The following is a 20995-nucleotide window of genomic DNA, read 5'->3' as shown; positions in this document are numbered from 1 at the left end:
TTTCATTGTTTATATAATTAGACCTGAGCCCTTTAATTAACTATACATATTTTTCTCTATTAATTGTTATTATATAGTGATACTGGGTAATTAATATAGATGAGATAGATAAATATAATTATCATTGGAGGGATATTATGTCAAATGAGAGAAGAGTAAACTTTGGAGGCAAACCTGTTACATTAATGGGTAAAGAAATAAAGAAAGGTGATATTGCAGAAAATTTTAAAGCAATAAAACAAGATTTATCAGAATTTGACTTTTATAATGAGACAGAAGGAAAAATAAAGGTTATAAGTGTGGTTCCATCAATAGATACTGGAGTATGTTCATTACAGACTCAGAGATTTAATGAAGAATCCACTAGATTATCAGATGAAGTATTTATTGTTACAATTAGTGTGGACCTACCCTTTGCCCAAAAAAGATTTTGTGGAGCAGAAGGGATAGATAATATTGAAGTAGTATCTGACCATAAGGATTTAGATTTTGGTAATAAATATGGATTTACTATAGAAGAATTTAGACTTTTATCTAGAGGAATAGTTGTAATAAATCAAGATAATGAAGTAGAATATATTGAATATCTTGATGAGGTAACTAATCATCCAAACTATGATAAGGCATTAGAAGAAGTGAAAAAGTTAGTATAGATTGCATTATATATTAGAGTAGTATATTTACAAAGATATTATTATAATATATAATTAGTAATTAAATAAAGATAAATCTGTGACTAAGATTAGTAGGTTAAGATACTAACTATAGCGAGCTGATGACGGTGAAAGATCAGTGTTAAGACTTTTCTGAATGGACTTAGGAGATTAAGTTTGAATAATAGTAGAACTTGACGGCATCCTCCGTTAAAGGACTTAAGAGGACCTTTTGGTCAACTAGAGTGGTACCGCGATTTTACCCATCGTCTCTATTTATTAGAGATGGTGGTTTTTTTATTTTATAAATAGTGAAAGAAGGGATGAAATGAGTGATAAGAAAGTAATATTTAGTGGTGTACAGCCTTCAGGAGACTTAACTTTAGGAAATTATTTAGGGGCTATAAAAAATTGGGTAAAACTACAGGATGAATATGAATGTTATTATTGTGTAGTGAATTTGCATTCTATTACAGTACCTCAAGAGCCTAAAGATTTAAGAAGAAGGACATTGGAAGTTATTGCATTATATATGGCAGCAGGAATAGACCCTGAAAAATCTACTATATTTATTCAATCTCATGTACCTCAGCATGTGGAATTATCTTGGGTACTTAATACAATGACTTACTTAGGTGAACTTAATAGAATGACTCAATTTAAAGATAAAATTCAAAAGAATGAGAAAAATTTAAATGCAGGTTTATTTACTTATCCTGTTTTAATGGCTGCAGATATTCTTCTATATCAAACAGATTTAGTGCCAGTTGGGGATGACCAAAAACAACATTTAGAATTAGCTAGAGATTTAGCTCCAAGATTTAATAATAGATACAGTGAAACATTTAAAATACCTGAACCAATGATTTCGAAGGTGGGGGCAAGGATTATGGACTTACAGGATCCTACAGTTAAAATGTCTAAATCAGCCGAAAATGAAAATGGTTATATTTTATTGAAGGACGATCCTGACACTATAAGAAGAAAAATTAAAAGAAGTGTAACAGATTCATTAAATAGGGTAAATTATAGTGATGAACAACCAGGAATTAAAAATCTATTGACTATTTATTCTAAAATAACTGGGGAGAAGATAGAAGCTATTGAAGCAAAATATAAAGATAAAGGCTATAAAGAGTTTAAAGCTGATACAGCAGAAGTAATTATTGAAGGATTAAGACCTATTAGAGAAAAGTATTTACAATATATGAATGATAAAAAATATTTGGAAAAAGTATATAAAGATGGAGCAGATAAGGCTGAGAAAACTGCTAGAAAAACATTAAGAAAGGTCTATAAAAAGACCGGATTTATTCCTAGATAAAGTTTTAAAAATATTGACTAATCTAGTTATGCTTGTGTTATGATTTTCTTTACGATGACTGTTGTAGGTATATTTAACCTTATAACTTCTTGGATATTAGTATATTAAAAGAAAAAATATAAAGCCTGGGCTGATTATAATTCTCCTAGGCTTTATATTTTCTACAAATATTAGTAAATAAAGGAATTATTACATATATTTTGTTTGTCGATAATTGTGGTCTAGTGTATAATTCAATTAGAATAGATTGTATCTAAAGGAGAATTATATGAAAGATATATCAAAATCGGATGTGACTTCCTTAAAAGAATACAAATTAGCACATAGTGACTATGAATTTAGTCCAAATATAGAAATTAATGAATTAGCCTATAAGATAATCTCTAATATAACCGAGGGGATAGTAGTAACTGATGAAAATGGAGTAATAGAATGGACCAATTCAGCTGTAGTGAATATAACAGGATATTCAAAAAAAGAAGTAATAGGTAATAAGCCTTCCTTATTCAAATCTAATAAACATGATTATAAATTCTATGAAAAGATGTGGAAATCTTTAAAGTATGAAGGAGAATGGGAAGGAGAGATATGGAACAGAAGGAAAAATGGAGAGGCATATCCAGAGCATCTTAGGATAACATCTATAAAAAATAGTTATAACAAATTAAAATATGTTGCCATATTTAATGATTTAACTCAAAAAGAGAGAAATAAAGCCTATATTAAATATAATGCTAATTATGATTTCTTAACAGGATTACCTAATAGATTTTTAATAAAGGATAGGCTTAAATCATCATTAAATCAAGCTAAGAAAACTAAGAATATGGTTGCACTAATATATATTGATTTAGATAGTTTTAAAAGAGTTAATGATGGTCTTGGACATGATATTGGAGATGAACTATTGAAAAAAGTGTCCAATAGGATATTATATTCCTTAAATGAAAATCAAACTTTAGCTAGAATGGGCGCAGATCAATTTTTGGTCTTAATACCCTTTGTGAATGATGAAAAAAAGGTATTAGAATTAGCAAATAATATAGGAAATATATTTAATGAACCTTTTAATGTCAACAAATACACAATATATATGACTACTAGCATAGGTATAAGTATATATCCTGAAGATGGAGTAACGGAAAATGTTTTAATTAAGAATGCAGAAACTGCAATGAGTATATCAAAGGATATTTCTGGTAATAAATATACATTATATAACTCAAAAATGAATGAATTATCAAATGAAAAAATTATTATTGAAAATGATATCAGAAGAGGGATTGAAGAGAGAGAATTTGAATTATATTATCAACCAAAGATTAATATTAAAAATGAAGGAATAATGGGATTAGAAGCTCTTATAAGATGGAATCATCCGTTAAGAGGGTCAGTTTCACCAGACGAGTTTATACCTATAGCTGAAGAGACAGGTCTTATAGACTCTTTAGGAAAATGGATATTAAATGAAGCTATATATCAACAAGAAAAGTGGATCAACATGGGATATAAGTTTGGAGCTATATCAATAAATCTATCTCCAAAACAGTTTAAAAATAAAGATATAAAAACAGAAATTTTACTCCTATTATCTAAATCAAAGCTTGAAAGTAAATACATAGAATTTGAAATAACAGAAACAGCTGCAATTGAATCAGAAGAGTATACTTTAGATTTAATGACAGAACTGACTGAGTTAGGAATAAAATTTGCTATTGATGACTTTGGTACCGGTTACTCATCTTTAAGTTATTTAATAAACTTACCATTTGATACCATAAAAATAGATAAATCTTTTATTGATAATATTTCAAAGGGTAGTAGGGGGATAGAAATAGTTAAAGGTATTATAGCTATGGCTAATAGTTTGAAAATGAATGTGATTGCAGAGGGTGTAGAAACAAAAGAACAATTAGATATATTAAGAGAACTAGAATGTGATATGGTTCAAGGATACTACTATAATCCACCTATACCTGCAGATAAAATAGAAAAAATATATGGAATAAAAAAATAAACCCTTAGGGTTTATTTTTTCATTGCCTTCTCAGCAAATTCAGTATTTACAATTTTCTTGTAAGGTGCTCTTTCATTAAGTTCTCCTGCCAGTTCCATAATATCCATCATATGAGCTAAACCTTCTTGTGTTAAAATCAAGTCTGGTTTCCAAGTATCTTGATCTCTGTATCTATCTATTAGAGAAATTAGAATTTCTTTATCAGTATCAGGAAATTGAGGTTGTAAAGCTTCTGCTACTTCTTCTGAAGAATGTTCATTTACCCATACCATACCTTTATAAATTGCATTAGTAAATTTTTGTATCATTTTAGGATTCTCTGCTATAAAGCTTTTAGTAGCACTATAGCAAGTATAAGGAATATATCCTGCTTCTGCTCCTATAGAAGCTACTATATGACCCTTTCCTTCTTTTTCTAATTCTGATGCAACGGGCTCAAATAGTGTTACATAGTCTCCTTCTCCACCTAAAAATGCTCCAGCCATTGCAGCAAACTGAATGTCAGTTCTCACATTTACATCTTCTCCTAGAACTAATCCATTAGATTTAAGTACATATTCTAAAGTCATTTCTGGCATACCGCCTTTTCTTCCGCCAATAACTGTTTTACCCTTTAATTTATCAAATTCAAAATTTTCATCTGCCTCTCTAGCAACTAGAAAGGATCCATCCTTTTGAGTTAGTTGAGCGAAATTGACTGCAAAGTCTTCTTTTCCTTGGTTATAAACATATACTGTGGCTTCTGGACCCATAAATCCAATATCTGCTTGACCTGAGAGTAACGCAGTCATACACTTATCTGCACCTTTACCATTAGTAAGTTCAATCTCTAAGCCTTCTTCTTCAAAAAAGCCTTGGGTTATTGCTACGTATTGAGGAGCATAAAAAACAGAGTGAGTAACTTCTATAAGTCTTACAGTTTCTAATTCATCCTGCTGACAACCTGACAGAATGGGTAAAATCAACATAATAAGCACTAAAATTATTGAAATCAATTTTAACTTCATATAAACACCTCCATAATAAGATATAATTACATTATATTTTTTAAGCCATGAAAATGTTACTGTTAATGAAATAACAATATCAGTTATAATGTAATGTTTAGCCTTATAAGTTTATATTTAATGTAGACAATAGAACATTATTATAATAAAAGGTCGAAATAATAAAGTAAAAGTTACTAGGTGTGGATAATATATTGACAAAGTTGATATTATATATATATAATTAAATATAATAAAATAAAATAATTATAGGCTATGAAGAAGAGGAGTAGACAAAAGAACTTATAGAGAATGGTATCCCTTGGCTGAAAGGATCCAAAAGTAAACTTTTGTTGAAGGTAGCTTCTGAGCTTTCAGGTTGAAGTAGTAGTAAATCTGAACGGACAGAGTTCGTTAAATTGATTGAGAGTCAAGATTTTCTTGAAATTAAGGTGGTAACGCGGATACCTTCGTCCTTATTATAAGGCGAAGGTATTTTTTTATTGTGTAAAAGGAGTGATACCTATGTTTAAATTAGGAGTATTATTATTTTTAATAAGCACAAGTTTAGTGTTAGGAGCTGATAGGCAATATAGAAAGGGAAAGATAACAGATTTAAAGTCCTTATTAAAGGTTAAATTAGTAGGGTTAGGTATTACAGTAGTTTCGGTTATATTTATGATTTATGGAAAATAACAAAGGAGTGAACTAAATGGAAAATTTATCAAAGACTTATAATCCTAAAGAATTTGAAGACAGACTATATAATTATTGGAATGAAGAAGGATATTTTAAAGCAGATGTAAATAAAGATAAGGAGCCCTTTACAATCATGATGCCTCCTCCTAATGTAACAGGAAATTTACACATGGGTCATGCCCTTAACCATACAATCCAAGATATATTAATAAGATGGAAAAGAATGGATGGTTATGAAGCTTTATGGTTACCTGGTACAGATCATGCTAGTATATCCACTGAAGCTAAAGTAGTGGCTCGTATTAAAGAGGAAGGAAATACTAAGGAAGGATTAGGTAGAGAAAAGTTCTTAGAAAAAGCATGGGAATGGACAGAAGAATATGGAGGAAATATTAGAGGACAACTTAGAAAATTAGGGGTTTCTTGTGACTGGTCTAAGGAGAGATTCACATTAGATGAAGGTTTAAGTGATGCAGTAGAAGAAGTATTTATAAGACTTCATGAAAAAGGATTAGTTTATAGAGGAGATAGAATAATAAATTGGTGTCCTAGCTGTGGAACAGCCATTTCAGATGCAGAGGTTGAACATATAGAAGAAAACGGAAAGCTTTGGCATGTTAAGTATCCTGTAAAGGGCGAAGATAAATTTATAGAAATAGCTACAACTAGACCAGAAACAATGTTAGGAGATGTAGCTGTTGCAGTAAATCCTAAAGATGACAGATATAGAGACTTAGTAGGAAAAACTCTTATATTACCATTAGTAAATAGAGAAATACCAATTATTGAAGATGAGTATGTGGAGATGGAATTCGGTACTGGAGCAGTAAAAATTACCCCAGCCCATGATCCTAATGATTTTGAAATTGGACTAAGACATGAATTAGAAAATCTTAAGATTATGGATGATGAGGCTAAGATTAATAATAAGGGCGGAGAATATAAAGGACTAGAAAGATATGAGGCAAGAAAAAAGATTGTGAAAGATCTAGAGGAAAAAGGATTCTTGGTAAATATTGAAGATCATAAACATAATGTAGGACATTGTGAAAGATGTGATACTACTGTAGAGCCAATAATATCTAAACAATGGTTTGTAGAGATGAAACCTTTAGCAGAGCCAGCAATAGAAGCATATAAAGAAGGAAAATTTAACTTTGTTCCTGAAAGATTTGGCAAGATATATCTTAATTGGTTAGAAAATATAAGAGATTGGTGCATATCTAGACAATTATGGTGGGGACATAGATTACCGGTTTATTATTGCAATGATTGTGATGAAGTGATCATTTCTAAAATTAGACCTACAGAATGTGCAAAGTGTAATTCTGAAAATATAGTACAGGATGAAGATACTTTAGATACATGGTTTTCATCTGCTTTATGGCCTTTCTCTACATTAGGATGGCCTGAAAACACAAAAGAGTTAGAGTATTTCTATCCAACAGATGTATTAGTTACTGGATACGATATTATATTCTTCTGGGTTGTAAGGATGGTTTTCTCAGGACTAGAACATATGGGAGAAGTACCTTTTGAAAATGTATTTTTTACTGGTCTTGTTAGGGACTCCCAAGGAAGAAAGATGAGTAAGTCCTTAGGAAATGGAATAGATCCATTAGAAATAATAGATGAATATGGATCAGATGCATTAAGATTTTCTTTAGTTACTGGTAATACACCAGGAAATGATATGAGGTTCCATATAGAACGAGTTGAAGCTAGCAGAAACTTCGCAAATAAATTATGGAATGCATCTAGATTTGTGATAATGAATTTAGGTGAGGAGTTTAAATTTGAAGGTATTGAAAAACTAGATTTAAATACAGAGGACAAGTGGATTATCTCTAGATTAAATAATGTTATAAAAGATGTAAGTTATAACCTAGATAAATTTGAATTAGGTATGGCTGCTCAAAAAATCTATGATTTCACATGGAATGAGTATTGTGACTGGTATATAGAAATGGTAAAACCAAGATTATATGGTGAAAATGAAAATGATAAGAATACAGTTAAGAATGTATTAATTCATGTATTATCAAATATAAATAAACTTCTTCATCCATTTATGCCTTTTGTAACAGAAGAGATTTATAGTTATATAAGTGATGGTAGTAAAAGCTTAATAATAGCTGATTGGCCACAATACGATGAAAAATATAATTTCGATAATGATGAAAATAAAATTAGTTTTATTATGGAAGCTATAAGGAATGTAAGAAACATAAGAGCCGAGATGAATGTTATACCATCTAAAAAAGCAAAGATTATTTTTGTAACGAAGAATAATAATTTAAAAGAAATATTAGAAGGTAATGAAATATTCTTTAAAACATTAGCATCTGCAAGTTCTATTGAAGTTAAAGATACTAAGTCTGGCATAGGAGAAGATGCAATGAGTGCAGTGGTAGAGAATTGTGAGATATTCCTTCCTTTAGAAGAATTAGTAGATATGGAAAAAGAAATTGAAAGATTGAATAAAGAAAAAGATAGGTTAAATCAAGAAATAAAAAGAGTAAATGGTAAGCTATCTAATGAAGGTTTCATCAAAAAAGCACCTGAAAAAGTAGTTGAAGAAGAGAGACAAAAGAAAATTAAATACGAAGATATGATGAATAAAGTGATGGATAGACTTAATAAGTTAACAAATAAATAAATGGAAAAGACACCTATGGGTGTCTTTTCCATCATACATACTTAAAACACTGGGGTGATAATATGAATTATAGCGAAGCTTTAGAATATATACATGGGACTAGAAAATTTGGAAGTAAACTTGGTTTAAAAAACATATCAAAACTTCTTAATTTATTAGATAATCCACATGACAAATTAAGATTTATTCATGTGGCAGGTACTAATGGGAAAGGATCTACTTCATCATTTATATCTAATGTTTTAATTGAACAGGGTTACAAGGTAGGCTTATTTACATCACCATATTTAGAAGTATTTAATGAAAGAATAAGAATAAATAATAAGAACATTCTTGATAATCAATTAGCAGATATTACTGAAAGAGTTAAATCTAAAGTAGATGAGATGATTGAAGAAGGATATAACCATCCTACTGAGTTTGAAATAGTCACTGCTATAGCCTTTGTATATTACTTTGAACAAAATGTAGATGCTGTAGTACTAGAAGTAGGGTTAGGAGGTAGATTTGATTCAACAAATGTTATAGGAAAACCTCTCATTTCAGTGATCACATCTATATCTTTAGATCATATGGATATTTTAGGAGATACTATAGAGAAAATTGCATATGAGAAAGCAGGGATTATAAAAAGAAATAGTAGGGTAATATCATACCCTCAACAAAAATTGGCAGAAGAGGTTATTTTTAAAGTATCAAAAGAAAAACAAGCTTCTTTGGATTTTATGAAATTTGATAATATTAATATTAAAGAGTGTAGTGATAGGGGATCTGTATTTGATTTCAATTATAAAGGAATAAAGTATGAGAATATAAAGATAAATTTAATTGGAAAACATCAAATATATAATGCTAGTTTAGCTCTTAAAACTATATTATTATTGAATGAATTTGGTGATATAAAGGTCTCAGAATATAGTATAAAAAAAGGATTAGAAAAATCTAGATGGATGGGAAGATTAGAAATAATTAGTGAAAATCCTAGAGTATTAATTGATGGAGCTCACAATATTCAAGGTATTAAAGCTTTGGTTGATAGTATTGAGAATATATTTAGATATGATAGATTGATTTTAGTAGTGGGATTATTAAGGGATAAAGATGTAGAAGAAATTATTTCGGTAATTGCACCTAAAGCAGATAAAGTATTAGTAACTGAACCAGAAAGCCCTAGGAAGTTAGCAGCAAGTGAATTATCTAAGATAGTGTGTAAATATAATGATAATGTTAGTTATACAGAGAATATTAAAAATGTAATTGAGTTATCCTATAAAGAGTATAAAGATAATGATTTGATAGTAATAGCAGGATCTTTATATTTAATAGGAGAAGCTAGAAGAACAATAATGAATAAATAGTACTTTTTACCTCCTATTAATAATACATTATAATATATATTATTTAGGAGGTTTTTTATGTCTATTACACCCTTTAGACCATATATAAAAATGAATGATCACAACTTAATAAAAACCTTTTGGATTAAAACGGAAGAGTACAATACAATTAGTAGTTCTGAAGAAATTAAATATGAAATCAATGAAATGATAAAAGAATTAAAACATAGGAATCTAAAATTATCATATGACGATTTTTTACATAAAATTCTTTTTTAATAATTAAATTTCTGAATTCACCATAGTTTAATTAATCGCATAAACTGTTATATAGAAATGAATGGGGTGATGCTATGGGTTCAGAAGATTTTTCGAAACTTTTAGTGGCGAATACAGCTAGTAATTCTTTAACATGCATAGATATATTAAATGGTCATAAGTCTATCGAGTTTAAATATAGTGATATGATTTCACCCAATATTAGGTCTAAAATAGATGAGAAAACATTTAATATCGGAACCCATCAAATATTTAATAGTTCTATATCAAATATAATATATACAGTCAATTCATATAGTAATAGTATATTTAAAATTGACATATCATCTAAACAGATATTAGATGTAGTTTATGTAGGATGTTGTCCTAATCATATAGAACTATATAAAGGAAATATTTATGTTACTAATAGTGACTCTAATTCTATATCAATAATAGAGGAAAAAGATTTTGATTTAATTACAAATATTCCCGTGGGGGAAAAGCCTCACGATTTAAAAATAGATAGATTAAGGGATAAGTTATATATAGCTAATAGCAATGGATATAGTATAACTATTATAGACCTATTAAATAATAAAGATGAAAGGATTTTAATGGATATACATCCATTACATTTTTATATACTAGATGAAAACATGTTTATATTATCATGTCAGTGTAATGGAGAAAGAAAAAGCTCAATATCACTATTTAATCTAGATAGCAAGAAAGTCTTTAGAAGAATCTATATTGATGAGTCTTTATTAGATATGACAGTATTAGTAGAAAGAAACATAATATTTACTACAAATGCTGGAGATGGGTGTTTATATAAGATAGATTATGAGAATCAGGAAATTATAGATAAAATAAATATTGGAGGAATGCCAAATAATGTACTATGGGATAAAAACAAATTATTATATATAACAAACTCTTTAGATGATTGTGTTGTAGTATTTGATATAAATGAGAGTAAAATAGTAAAACAAATACCAGTGGGAAAGGATCCCAATGGTCTTATATTTATATAATGTCGAGAGAATTATCTCGACATTAATTTTTATCTTCTGTAAGTAAATCTATGAATTGTTTATAGATGTTTTCGGGGTTTTCTTTCCAATTATTACATATCATTTTAGCTTGTTTTTTGGACACCACGTTTAATGAAAGATTAAATAAAGTTATTTCATTTTCAATAACTTTAAGATTAACTATAAACTCGGATTCATTTTTCTTATAATAGTTGCCTAAAATTTGAGTTTCTTTAATTTTTTCTTTTTGTTTAATTAAGTATTTTTCTTGAATGATATTCTTAGTATCATTAGGAATTCTTTCAGAAAAATAGTTTAATACCTCTCTGCCTTTTGAAGTTATATTATAATACTCATTACCATCTTTAGTAACAATAGATAAAAATTCTGAATCAACCAATTCACTTAGATATTGTTGCACTACAAAATAGTTCATATGATTATTTTCTAATACAAATTGAGTAATCTCACTATTTGTCATAGGATAATCTACTTTATCAAAAATATATATAAGTATTAGTTTGTTTTGAGCTAATTCGTTACTGTTTTCTATAAACATTTAATCACCCTTTAATAGACTATTATATAAAATTATAACATAAAAAAAGAGAAGTGGTTAACCACTTCTCTTTTTTTATATATTATTTACCTGACATTTGTCTTTGAGCTGTTTCTACTAATCTTTTAGTCATGTATCCACCAACATAACCATTTTCTCTAGAAGTTAAAGTTCCTTTATCTATACTTTCATAATTAGCTAATCCTAATTCACTAGCTATTTCTGCTTTCATTTGATTAAGAGCTTGACGAGCTTCAGGTACTACTATTCTATTTCTATTAGCCATTTAAGAAACCTCCTTAATTTTATTACAACATTTTTATGTTGTAATATTAATATAACCTAAATAATAAAAAAAATGCTGGAATATAATGATACATTGTATATAAAGTAGACATATTACATATAATTAAAAATTTAGGAAAAAAATATATTTTTTATTTCTAGTAAAGTTTATTATAATATAGGTAGACAATAGATTTTATCTAAAGAGGGGGAAAACAAATGAAAAGATTTTTAAGCATACTAGTTTTGATACTAACTATTATTTCTGTTTCCGGATGTAACCAATCTAAAGAAGCTGACAAATCACTAGATAGCAATGAAGTGGTAGAGGAAGAAAGTAAAAGAGATAAGTTAGATGAAGAGAAAAATGATGAAGAAATTGAAGAGATAGCTGATCCCAAAGAGCAGATTGATCTTTCACTAAAGCCAAATGAGAATGGCGAGGTTATGGTATTAATGTATCATGGGATAACTGAGACGGAGGATGTTTGGGATAGAACTTATGATAACTTTAAGAAAGATTTGAAAGTGTTATATGAGAAGGGATATAGACCTATTAGTTTAGAAGACTTTGTTAATAATAATATAACAACTGAAGCAGGATATACTCCTATAGTTTTGACATTTGATGATGGGAGACAAAATAATTTTAATATAATAGAAGAAAATGGAGACAAAATAGTTGACCCTAATAGTGCTGTAGGGATTTTGGAAGAATTCCATAAAGACCATACAAACTTTCCATTAGAAGCAACATTTTTTATTAATGGTACTAATCCATTTAGACAACCTGAATTAATTGAGTATAAATTAAATTACATAATTGATAAAGGAATGGATATTGGAAATCATACAATAAATCATAATGACATGTCAGATAAAAAAAATCAAGATCCTGAAAAAATACAAGAGTATATAGGAAAAGAGGTAGAGTTTATTAACTCAATAATTTCTGAGTATAATGTGAATACTTATGCATTATGTAATGGAGGAAGACCTGATGAGAAATATGAAAAATATTTAGAAGAAGGAACCTATGAAGGTACAAGCTATAAAAACATTGCTATTTTAAATGTAGGATGGAAGCCAAATGTTTCACCTATCAGCAGTGATTTTAACCCTCTATCTATTCAAAGGGTAAGAGCTAGTGAGACTCAAGTTGATGGAGTTGGAATGTATGATTGGATTGAAAGTTTTGATAAAAATCCATCTAGAAGATTTATTAGTGATGGAAATAAAGATATAGTAACTATTCCTAAAAATGAAGAAGAAAAGATAGATAAAGATAAATTAGATAATAAAGAGTTATATATTTATGAAAGTAATTAGGTAGTAATATTACTACCTAATTACTTTTTTAAGGAAGCAAGATATATTGTAAGTGAAAGGTAGTACTAACAAAGCCATGATTACATTAAAAATTGTATGAGCATTTGCGATTTGTCTAGGTATATTATTGGGTGATATATATACAACTACTTTAGCTAAAATATTACCTAAGTAGAAGAATACTAAAACTCCTAATATATTAAATAAAACATGGAATAATGCTATTCTTTTTCCATAGGAGTTGGTAGCTATACCTCCTATTACAGCATCAATACAAGTGCCTATATTTAAACCAAATAATATATATATAGCTGATATAAGAGGTATCATTCCGGATTTTGCTATAAGTTGAAGTAAAACTACAGAGGTACTACTACTATGAATCAAAGCACTAAAAGCTGCACCGAAAATAACTCCATTAAAGTTACTATCATATATATAATAAACGTATTTAAGTAATTCAGGAGAATTGGTAAATGATGCTACAGATCCACCCATTAGTTCTATACCTATAAATATCAAAGCTATAGAAAGAATAAATATTGAGGTGATTTGAATGTGGTAGTTTGTAGTATATAGATAAAGGACGATTCCAAGTATAATTAAATAGGATAGCAAACTGTTTATATTGAATGCCGTCAATTGACCCGTGAAAGTAGTACCTATATTAGAGCCTAAAATAAGGGGAATAGCCTTATTTACATTAATAAGCCTACTATGAACTAATGTAATAATAATAATGATAACTAAGCTACTGCTTTGAAGTAAAGCAGTAACAACAATTCCGAGTATTAGTCCATTGATCCTCATAGATGTGAATCTCTCTATAAGTGTTTTCCATTTAAAGGATATATTTTCTTCTAAAGTAAGGGACAGTAACCTAATTGAAAAGAGAAAAACGATTAATCCAGATATAAATTCTATTAAAATCTTTAAATTATCATTATAAAAAATCTCCATAATATACCTCCTTTAGCTCTATAATAAATATATTAATAACTAACCTTAAATTATTCTATATATTAGTTGAGAAACGTAAAATCGTTCCATTGACTAATGTAAAAATCGATGATTTAATAAGTATTAGAATAAAAGTTAATTTGTAAAATAGAAGGGTGGAGTAAGATGAGTAAAAAAACTATTGTATTTTTTATTATAGTAGTATTAACTTTTTTAAACTGTAGTAGTGTTTTTGGAGAAGATAATATTGAAAATCCTAAACCAGTGAGAGGAAAAGTTTTAGAGATTATTTCTGAGGAAGAAGAAGAAACAACTTACGCAGAAGGGCAGACTACAACAGTACAAGTTATTGAATTAAAAATGACTAGTGGAGATCATAAAGGCGAAAAATTAATAGTTGAAAACTATATTGATAGTATGTTTGCTTATAATATAGAGGTAGAAGAAGGAGATAATGTTTTAGTATATTTAGAAAAGGATGAAAATGGTGAGATTATAAAGGGATATATATCAGAAATAGTGAGGGATAAATATTTAATTTATTTAGTTATGATATTCTTTTTATTATTAGTAATAGTAGGAGGATTAAAAGGAGTTAAATCAATTATAACATTACTTATAACTGCTTTTGCTGTACTTAAAGTTATGTTACCTCTTATACTTAAAGGATATAATCCTATTTACTTATCTATTGGAGTAAGTATTATCGTGATAGCACTAACACTTCTAATAATTTCAGGATTTAACAGAAAAGCATTTGCAGCTATTATAGGGACAAGCGGTGGAGTGCTTATAGCGGGGATAATAACATTGATTATAGGACAGTTAGCTAATTTAACTGGGCTAGGTTCTGAAGAAGCTCAAATGCTTAGTCTGATACCTCAAGGAGAAACCTTTAATTTTAAAGGAATATTATTTGCTGGTATAATTTTAGGAGCTTTGGGGGCGGTTATGGATGTAAGCATGTCTATAGCATCCTCAATGAATGAAATTAAAATAGCAAATCCGAGTATAACTAATAAAGAGCTAATTAAGTCTGGTATGAATGTAGGTAAGGATATAATGGGGACGATGTCAAATACTTTAATCTTGGCTTACTCAGGAGGATCTATTCATTTAATGCTTTTATTTATGGCTCATGATTTTAGTTTAGTTGAAATTATAAATCGAGATATGATTGCATCAGAAATTGTAAGAGCATTAGCAGGAAGTATAGGATTGATATTTACAATCCCCATAACTGCATTAGTAGCTTCAAGTTTATATAATAAAATAGATAAATCAAAAAAAATAGAAGAATAATAAAAATCAAGCGGACAGAATATGTCCGCTTGATTTTTATTATAATTGTTTCTATTTTATACCTTTAATTAATATAATATATAAACGATATTATATGGGGTGAAAATATATGAAAAATTATCTATTTAAGAAAAATAAAAATAATCTTATTAAAATTACTTTGGTACTCTTTTTATTATCTATTTCAGCTTTATGGGTTAAATCTGAGAATACAAACATCTATCAAGTACTTTCACCAAACAAAGAATTACCTATCTACAGTGTAGATAGACAAGATAAGAAAGTATCAATAAGTTTTGATGCAGCTTGGGGTGACAAATTTACTAGAGAAATATTGGATATACTTGATGAGCACAATGTTAAAACTACATTCTTTCTAGTGGAATTTTGGGTAGAAAAGTACCCTGACCTAGTAAAGGAAATTGATGCAAGGGGACATGAAATTGGAAATCATTCTTCTAATCATCCTTATATGTCAAAACTCAATGATATACAAATAATTGATGAGTTAGAAAGAACAGAAGATAAAGTTTATGAATTGATTGGTAAAAGAACTACATTATTTAGACCACCTTTTGGAGATTATAATGATAGATTAATTAATGTATGTAAGGAGAATGGATATCATGTTATTCAATGGAATATAGATTCATTAGATTGGAAGGAAAGAGGAGTTCAGCCAGTAGTTGATAGGGTTATAAAAAATGTTGATGATGGATCAATAATTTTATTTCACAATAATGCAAAATATGTTACTGAATACTTACCAATAGTTTTAAAAGAATTAAAAAATAAAGGATATGAAGTGACTCCAATTTCAAAGCTAATATATAAAGATGACTATTATATTGATCATGAAGGAAGACAATTTAAAAAATAATTTTAAAATAATATGTTAATATTTCCAGGTGAATATTAAACCTATATATTAACAGATAATAATTATAAACTAATTGATTTGATAAGGATATAATGGATAAGAATAATAGTATATAACTTAATTTTAATTTGTTTTATAGGGGAGTTTTAATAAATGCACATAATGGATAAAAAAGTAAAAGGGATTACTTGTAATTCAAAAAAAGTAAAAGATGGTTTCGTATTTGTAGCAATAAAAGGAGAAAGTATAGATGGTAATGATTTTATAGAAGAGTCAATAGAAAATGGAGCAGTTATAATATATACTAATAAAGATATCTCTGATGATAGAGTTTCAATAATTAAAGTGGATGATCCAAGGAAGGAATTGGCTAAATTACTAAATGAATTTTATGGGTATCCTACCGAAGATTTAACTATTATTGGAGTTACAGGAACAAACGGTAAGACTACAACTACCCATATTATTGAAAGTATATTTAGAAAGGCTGGATATAAAACAGCTCTTATAGGTACTTTAGGAGTAAAAATAAATGATCAATATGAATCATCAGTACTTACAACATCTGATTCTACATTGACAACACCGGATTCAGAGAAGTTATATGGATTATTTAATGAATTCAAAGAAAGAAATGTTGAAGTAGTTATAATGGAGGTATCATCTCATGGGTTGAAATTTCATAGAACCTATGGAGTAGATTTTGATGTAGCTATTCATACAAACATAGAAATAGATCACTTAGATTTTCACAAGAGCTTTGAAAACTATTTAAAAACTAAAAAAATGCTATTTGATTCATTGCGAAGAAATAGATTAGCTATTTTAAATATAGATGATGAAAACGCTACTAAACTATTAGAAGGTAATAGAAATGTATTAACACTTACTTATGGGTTAAATTCTAAGTCATCTATAACAGCATCTAGTATTAATGTTCAAGAAACACTTGATTTCACTGTATGTTTGCAAAGGAATATTTCAACTTATAATGGAAAAGTATATGAACCCCAAGAATTTAATATTTCAATGAATTTATCAGGTTTATATAATGTATATAATAGCCTTGCAGCAATATCCTGTGCTTTATATTTTGGAATTGATATAGATGTTATTCAAAAAGCCCTGAAAGAAGTCAAAGATATTTCTCGTAGATTTGAAAAAATATATGAAAAGGATTATACAGTTATAGATGATTTTTGTCATAATCCAGCTAGTTATCAAGCAGTTCTAGATACTGTACGAGGTCTAAATTATAATAAATTAATAATAGTAAATGCAATAAGGGGGAATAGGGGAATTGAGATAAATAATCATAATGCTTCAGTGTTTTCAGCCTGGCATCATACCCTTAATTATCCTAGGGTTATTCTATCATTGAGTAAGGATGTTGTTGAAGAAAAAGATGGGGTTAAGAATGAGGAATTAGAACAATATAGAAATATGTTTAATAATAATAGTATAGAATATGAAGTTTATGAAAATTTAAATGATTCAATAAAGCAGTCTATAAAATATGCATCCAAAGGGGATATAATTCTTTTATTAGGTCCTCAAGGTATGAATAAAGGAAAAGAAACATTTTATCGTTTACTTAAGGACTCTTAGAGTCCTTTTTTTGATGCAAAAGAAAGTTAATTTAAAATATCGTAAAAAAAAGGAGTTTTAAGATATTTGTCTAATAAATATTTATAGCTAAATATTTATTTTTAAAACAAAAGATTAATATAAATAATTTACAAAACTATTCATATTATATCATTTAAATGAATAATATTATCTTAGATATCTAAAAAAACACATAAGAATAGGAAAGGGAGTGGGGACTTGATTGACAAGGTAATTAATAACAATTCAGTAATTATCATTGGGAAGGTAGTTGGTGAAAAAGAATTTAGTCATGAAATGTATGGTGAGGGATTTTATGTATTTAAAATGGAAATTCCTAGATTAAGTGATTGTTCTGATATATTACCAATTACTATATCAGAAAGATTATTAGTGGATATGGATATCACTGTAGGAAAGAATGTTATTGTTGAAGGACAACTAAGATCTTATAACAGATACCATAATGGGCATAATAAGCTAGTATTAACTATTTTTGCAAGGGATGCATATATGCCTAGTGAAGAAGAGTATGAAGAAAAAATAAAGAAGCCTAATGAAATTTATTTAGATGGGTTTATTTGTAAAAAACCAATTTATAGAACGACACCTTTTGGTAGAGAAATAACTGATTTATTGATAGCCGTAAATAGAGCTTATAACAAATCAGATTATATACCATGTATTGCTTGGGGAAGAAATGCTCGATTCTGTGAGAATTTAGAAGTTGGAGATCATATAAAGACATGGGGAAGAATCCAAAGTAGAGAATACCAAAAGCGATTAGCAGATGGGGGAGTAGAGAATAAAATGGCATATGAAGTGTCTATATCTAAGTTAGAGTATGTAAAAGATGATAATAATAGAGAAGGTAAAGAAGATGAAAATGGGGATGAGATTGAAGCAGAAGCATATTAATTAGTATGAAAAAAGTGGTCATATGACCACTTTTTTTCATACTAATTATTAAATATTTTTTAGATATGATTATATTTGGTATAATATATATATAGATTGGAGGGGATATTATGGATTTTAACTTACAATTTAAAATAATTTTTGGAATAATAGTAATTATTATATTAGGATCTATACAATACACCTTAAATAAAATGTTATATGAATTAAGAAAAATAATAAGATATCTTAGCAGTGTTGATGATGATTAAGTCGGAGGACAACTATGGAAAAATTCTATAAAGTTGTTGATTATATTTATAAAGAATATTCATATAAGTATAGTATCAGAAATATAGAAGATTCTATAATGAACTCTATTATTTTATTAGTATTTAAGAAACATGGTATAGATTATGACTCTGAATTAAATGATAAGATCCAAGAAATGTTGGGTAATGAAATATTATCAAAAATTGAAATGGCAATTCCACAGCATCTATTAGTTAATGATCATATTATTTCAAATACATATGAATATATCATACAATATAGAAAAAAAGATAAGGAAAAATTAGCAGTTTATTATACATCTCAATGGATAATAGATTACATACTAGATAATACATTAATAGATTATTTTATAAATGATAATATGGAAAATTTAAAAATACTAGAACCATCCTGTGGAAGCGGTAATTTTCTAATTTCCATTGTAGAAAGATTATATTTTTATTATAAAGAGAATACTAATCTTACAAAAAGGGAAATTATATATAGAATAATTAATGAAAATATTTATGGTGTAGATAAGGATAACAATTCATTAAGGTACTGTAAGTATTCATTGATCTTAAAAATATATAAGTTAACAGGGGAAGAATATGATTTAAACTTAAATTTAATGAACTTAGATTTTTTAAGTAAAGGTAAAATTGATAATATAAAATTTGATTTTATTTTAGGTAATCCTCCATATTTAGAAAATAGAAAAATAAATAAGTATTACCAAAAGGATTATTTAAAAAAAATATACCAAACTGCTGTAGGTAGATTCGATATATATGCTCTTTTTATTGAAAAGTCTCTAAAAATATTAAAACAAAAAGGTCGAGTTGGATATATAGTTCCCTCAAGTATTTTAGCTAATAATAACTTTTGTAAATTACGAGAGGTTATCTTGCAAAACTGTAGTATTGAAAAGATTATTAATTTAGGTGATGGAATATTTAATGAAGTTGATATGAGTATGAGTATGATCATTATGAAGAAAACTTCCTTAAAGGGATTAATAATGACCAAAAATATATCTCATTCTAAATACAAAAAAGAAAAATTATACTTAGAACCTTATAGAAAGATAAATCAAAATTATTACAATCAATTATTAAATAATGTTTTTGATATAAACTCATCTGATGTATTTTTTAAAATGAGAAATAGAATATTCAAAGAATCTAATAGCAAAGTTAAAGACTATTGTAATGTCGTAGCTGGTATAGCTACAGGTAATGTAAGAAATAAATTACTAACAAGAGATCAAGATGTAAATGCTGAGAAAGTTTTAGAAGGTAAGAATATACATAGGTATAATCATAAATGGAATGGACTGTATATTAGAACTGATAAATCCTTAATAGATAAAAGTAAAGGTGAGTATGCTACATTTATGAGAAAGGACCTTATATATAATAAGAAAATATTAATAAGACAAACTGCAGATAAATTTATATGTTCTTATGATGAAGAAAATTACTATATCTTAAACACTTTATATTCATTAATAATTAAAGATATAAGTCGAAAAGATTTATCTATTAAATTTATATTAGCCCTACTAAACTCTAGTTTATTTAGTGCTATATATAGAAGTATAACTATGGAGGATGGAAAACTATTTCCTCAAGTTAAAATTTTTCATATAAAAGAAACTCCATTAAGAATAATACCTTATTCAGATCAGGAAATCATTGTGAGAATTGTAGATGAAATTTTACAAGTTTATAAAGAGGGAAATATTAGTTCAAAAGGTAAGGAATTATATATAAATAATAAATTATCTCAAATCGATCATTTAATATATGACATATATGAGGTGGGTAATAAAGAAAGGATTGAAATAAAAAAAATAATTAGTAATACATAAACCAGGAGTATCTATTGACATAAGAAACTAATTGAATTAGAATAGTCATTAAATAACTG

The 20995-nt window shown here is 27.7% G+C and carries 19 protein-coding genes and 2 other annotated features; of the genes, 15 read left to right on the top strand and 4 right to left on the bottom strand.

Annotation, left to right across the window (positions count from 1 at the left end):
• Nucleotides 1–137 precede the first annotated feature (137 nt).
• The 3 genes from tpx (at nucleotide 138) to GOQ27_RS12270 (ending at nucleotide 3994) form a co-directional block, all read left to right on the top strand.
• Nucleotides 138–653, top strand: coding sequence for a thiol peroxidase (tpx, locus tag GOQ27_RS12280; RefSeq protein ID WP_203367164.1), 516 nt, complete (start codon nucleotides 138–140; stop codon nucleotides 651–653).
• A 70-nt stretch (nucleotides 654–723) separates the two neighbouring features.
• Nucleotides 724–930, top strand: a binding site (T-box leader).
• Nucleotides 931–981: 51 nt separating this feature from the next.
• Nucleotides 982–1977 (top strand): tryptophan--tRNA ligase, encoded by a 996-nt coding sequence (trpS, locus tag GOQ27_RS12275; protein ID WP_203367163.1) that lies wholly within the window; start codon nucleotides 982–984, stop codon nucleotides 1975–1977.
• Nucleotides 1978–2245: 268 nt separating this feature from the next.
• Nucleotides 2246–3994, top strand: a complete 1749-nt coding sequence (locus GOQ27_RS12270; protein ID WP_203367162.1) for a sensor domain-containing protein — start codon at nucleotides 2246–2248, stop codon at nucleotides 3992–3994.
• Between the two features lie 11 nt (nucleotides 3995–4005).
• Here the strand turns inward: GOQ27_RS12270 and GOQ27_RS12265 are convergent, their stop codons facing one another.
• On the bottom strand, nucleotides 4006–5001 hold the full coding sequence (locus GOQ27_RS12265) for an ABC transporter substrate-binding protein (RefSeq protein ID WP_203367161.1): 996 nt from the start codon (nucleotides 4999–5001) through the stop codon (nucleotides 4006–4008).
• Nucleotides 5002–5247: 246 nt separating this feature from the next.
• Nucleotides 5248–5461, top strand: a binding site (T-box leader).
• Between the two features lie 44 nt (nucleotides 5462–5505).
• Here GOQ27_RS12265 and GOQ27_RS12260 point away from each other — a divergent pair.
• From GOQ27_RS12260 to GOQ27_RS12240, 5 genes are all read left to right on the top strand, one after another.
• The gene (locus tag GOQ27_RS12260; protein WP_203367160.1) at nucleotides 5506–5676 is read left to right on the top strand and encodes a hypothetical protein; all 171 of its coding nucleotides are present in this window, start codon (nucleotides 5506–5508) and stop codon (nucleotides 5674–5676) included.
• Between the two features lie 16 nt (nucleotides 5677–5692).
• Nucleotides 5693–8338, top strand: a complete 2646-nt coding sequence (locus GOQ27_RS12255; RefSeq protein ID WP_203367159.1) for a valine--tRNA ligase — start codon at nucleotides 5693–5695, stop codon at nucleotides 8336–8338.
• Between the two features lie 62 nt (nucleotides 8339–8400).
• A complete protein-coding gene (locus GOQ27_RS12250; protein ID WP_203367158.1) occupies nucleotides 8401–9696 on the top strand; it encodes a bifunctional folylpolyglutamate synthase/dihydrofolate synthase in 1296 nt (431 codons plus the stop codon).
• 57 nt (nucleotides 9697–9753) lie between these two features.
• A complete protein-coding gene (locus tag GOQ27_RS12245) occupies nucleotides 9754–9954 on the top strand; it encodes a hypothetical protein (protein ID WP_203367157.1) in 201 nt (66 codons plus the stop codon).
• Between the two features lie 74 nt (nucleotides 9955–10028).
• On the top strand, nucleotides 10029–10970 hold the full coding sequence (locus GOQ27_RS12240) for a YncE family protein (protein WP_203367156.1): 942 nt from the start codon (nucleotides 10029–10031) through the stop codon (nucleotides 10968–10970).
• A gap of 22 nt (nucleotides 10971–10992) precedes the next feature.
• Here the strand turns inward: GOQ27_RS12240 and GOQ27_RS12235 are convergent, their stop codons facing one another.
• Together GOQ27_RS12235 and GOQ27_RS12230 are read right to left on the bottom strand one after the other, a co-directional pair.
• Complete coding sequence (locus GOQ27_RS12235; protein WP_203367155.1) at nucleotides 10993–11529, bottom strand: DUF4364 family protein; 537 nt, start codon at nucleotides 11527–11529, stop codon at nucleotides 10993–10995.
• Between the two features lie 82 nt (nucleotides 11530–11611).
• Entirely contained in the window at nucleotides 11612–11815 is a 204-nt protein-coding gene (locus tag GOQ27_RS12230; RefSeq protein WP_203367154.1) for an alpha/beta-type small acid-soluble spore protein, read from the bottom strand.
• A gap of 218 nt (nucleotides 11816–12033) precedes the next feature.
• On the opposite strand from GOQ27_RS12230, the gene GOQ27_RS12225 reads away from it, so the two are divergent.
• Nucleotides 12034–13143 (top strand): polysaccharide deacetylase family protein, encoded by a 1110-nt coding sequence (locus tag GOQ27_RS12225; RefSeq protein WP_203367153.1) that lies wholly within the window; start codon nucleotides 12034–12036, stop codon nucleotides 13141–13143.
• A 12-nt stretch (nucleotides 13144–13155) separates the two neighbouring features.
• On the opposite strand, the gene GOQ27_RS12220 is transcribed toward GOQ27_RS12225, so the two are convergent.
• Nucleotides 13156–14103: a Na/Pi cotransporter family protein gene (locus GOQ27_RS12220; protein WP_203367152.1), complete on the bottom strand. Its 948-nt coding sequence runs from the start codon at nucleotides 14101–14103 to the stop codon at nucleotides 13156–13158.
• Nucleotides 14104–14268: 165 nt separating this feature from the next.
• Here GOQ27_RS12220 and GOQ27_RS12215 point away from each other — a divergent pair, with 165 nt between their 5' ends.
• The 6 genes from GOQ27_RS12215 (at nucleotide 14269) to GOQ27_RS12190 (ending at nucleotide 20936) form a co-directional block, all read left to right on the top strand.
• On the top strand, nucleotides 14269–15405 hold the full coding sequence (locus GOQ27_RS12215; protein ID WP_203367151.1) for a YibE/F family protein: 1137 nt from the start codon (nucleotides 14269–14271) through the stop codon (nucleotides 15403–15405).
• Nucleotides 15406–15514: 109 nt separating this feature from the next.
• The gene (locus GOQ27_RS12210) at nucleotides 15515–16285 is read left to right on the top strand and encodes a polysaccharide deacetylase family protein (protein WP_203367150.1); all 771 of its coding nucleotides are present in this window, start codon (nucleotides 15515–15517) and stop codon (nucleotides 16283–16285) included.
• A 153-nt stretch (nucleotides 16286–16438) separates the two neighbouring features.
• Nucleotides 16439–17893 carry a Mur ligase family protein gene (locus GOQ27_RS12205; RefSeq protein WP_203367149.1) on the top strand — a complete coding sequence of 485 codons (1455 nt, stop codon included), beginning with the start codon at nucleotides 16439–16441 and terminating at the stop codon, nucleotides 17891–17893.
• Nucleotides 17894–18112: 219 nt separating this feature from the next.
• On the top strand, nucleotides 18113–18811 hold the full coding sequence (locus tag GOQ27_RS12200) for a single-stranded DNA-binding protein (RefSeq protein ID WP_207751308.1): 699 nt from the start codon (nucleotides 18113–18115) through the stop codon (nucleotides 18809–18811).
• Between the two features lie 110 nt (nucleotides 18812–18921).
• Nucleotides 18922–19062 (top strand): hypothetical protein, encoded by a 141-nt coding sequence (locus GOQ27_RS12195; RefSeq protein ID WP_203367148.1) that lies wholly within the window; start codon nucleotides 18922–18924, stop codon nucleotides 19060–19062.
• Between the two features lie 14 nt (nucleotides 19063–19076).
• Nucleotides 19077–20936 (top strand): N-6 DNA methylase family protein, encoded by a 1860-nt coding sequence (locus GOQ27_RS12190; protein ID WP_203367147.1) that lies wholly within the window; start codon nucleotides 19077–19079, stop codon nucleotides 20934–20936.
• The last annotated feature ends 59 nt before the right edge of the window (nucleotides 20937–20995 follow it).

Origin of the sequence: Anaeromonas frigoriresistens (assembly GCF_016820655.1) — a bacterium.
GTDB classification, from domain to species: domain Bacteria; phylum Bacillota; class Clostridia; order Tissierellales; family SIT17; genus Anaeromonas; species Anaeromonas frigoriresistens.
The sequence above is the reverse complement of the archived record's forward strand: the minus strand, read 5'-3'. Positions and strand labels throughout refer to the sequence as shown.

What these genes read in the sequence shown, in the direction of transcription:
- GOQ27_RS12265 (WP_203367161.1), bottom strand. Translation starts at nt 5,001, where the DNA reads ATGAAGTTAAAATTGATTTCAATAATTTTAGTGCTTATTATGTTGATT.
- GOQ27_RS12220 (WP_203367152.1), bottom strand. Translation starts at nt 14,103, where the DNA reads ATGGAGATTTTTTATAATGATAATTTAAAGATTTTAATAGAATTTATA.
- GOQ27_RS12240 (WP_203367156.1), top strand. Translation starts at nt 10,029, where the DNA reads ATGGGTTCAGAAGATTTTTCGAAACTTTTAGTGGCGAATACAGCTAGT.
- GOQ27_RS12215 (WP_203367151.1), top strand. Translation starts at nt 14,269, where the DNA reads ATGAGTAAAAAAACTATTGTATTTTTTATTATAGTAGTATTAACTTTT.
- tpx (WP_203367164.1), top strand. Translation starts at nt 138, where the DNA reads ATGTCAAATGAGAGAAGAGTAAACTTTGGAGGCAAACCTGTTACATTA.
- GOQ27_RS12210 (WP_203367150.1), top strand. Translation starts at nt 15,515, where the DNA reads ATGAAAAATTATCTATTTAAGAAAAATAAAAATAATCTTATTAAAATT.
- GOQ27_RS12245 (WP_203367157.1), top strand. Translation starts at nt 9,754, where the DNA reads ATGTCTATTACACCCTTTAGACCATATATAAAAATGAATGATCACAAC.
- GOQ27_RS12225 (WP_203367153.1), top strand. Translation starts at nt 12,034, where the DNA reads ATGAAAAGATTTTTAAGCATACTAGTTTTGATACTAACTATTATTTCT.
- GOQ27_RS12260 (WP_203367160.1), top strand. Translation starts at nt 5,506, where the DNA reads ATGTTTAAATTAGGAGTATTATTATTTTTAATAAGCACAAGTTTAGTG.
- GOQ27_RS12255 (WP_203367159.1), top strand. Translation starts at nt 5,693, where the DNA reads ATGGAAAATTTATCAAAGACTTATAATCCTAAAGAATTTGAAGACAGA.
- GOQ27_RS12190 (WP_203367147.1), top strand. Translation starts at nt 19,077, where the DNA reads ATGGAAAAATTCTATAAAGTTGTTGATTATATTTATAAAGAATATTCA.
- GOQ27_RS12195 (WP_203367148.1), top strand. Translation starts at nt 18,922, where the DNA reads ATGGATTTTAACTTACAATTTAAAATAATTTTTGGAATAATAGTAATT.
- GOQ27_RS12205 (WP_203367149.1), top strand. Translation starts at nt 16,439, where the DNA reads ATGCACATAATGGATAAAAAAGTAAAAGGGATTACTTGTAATTCAAAA.
- GOQ27_RS12270 (WP_203367162.1), top strand. Translation starts at nt 2,246, where the DNA reads ATGAAAGATATATCAAAATCGGATGTGACTTCCTTAAAAGAATACAAA.
- GOQ27_RS12250 (WP_203367158.1), top strand. Translation starts at nt 8,401, where the DNA reads ATGAATTATAGCGAAGCTTTAGAATATATACATGGGACTAGAAAATTT.
- GOQ27_RS12235 (WP_203367155.1), bottom strand. Translation starts at nt 11,529, where the DNA reads ATGTTTATAGAAAACAGTAACGAATTAGCTCAAAACAAACTAATACTT.
- GOQ27_RS12230 (WP_203367154.1), bottom strand. Translation starts at nt 11,815, where the DNA reads ATGGCTAATAGAAATAGAATAGTAGTACCTGAAGCTCGTCAAGCTCTT.
- trpS (WP_203367163.1), top strand. Translation starts at nt 982, where the DNA reads ATGAGTGATAAGAAAGTAATATTTAGTGGTGTACAGCCTTCAGGAGAC.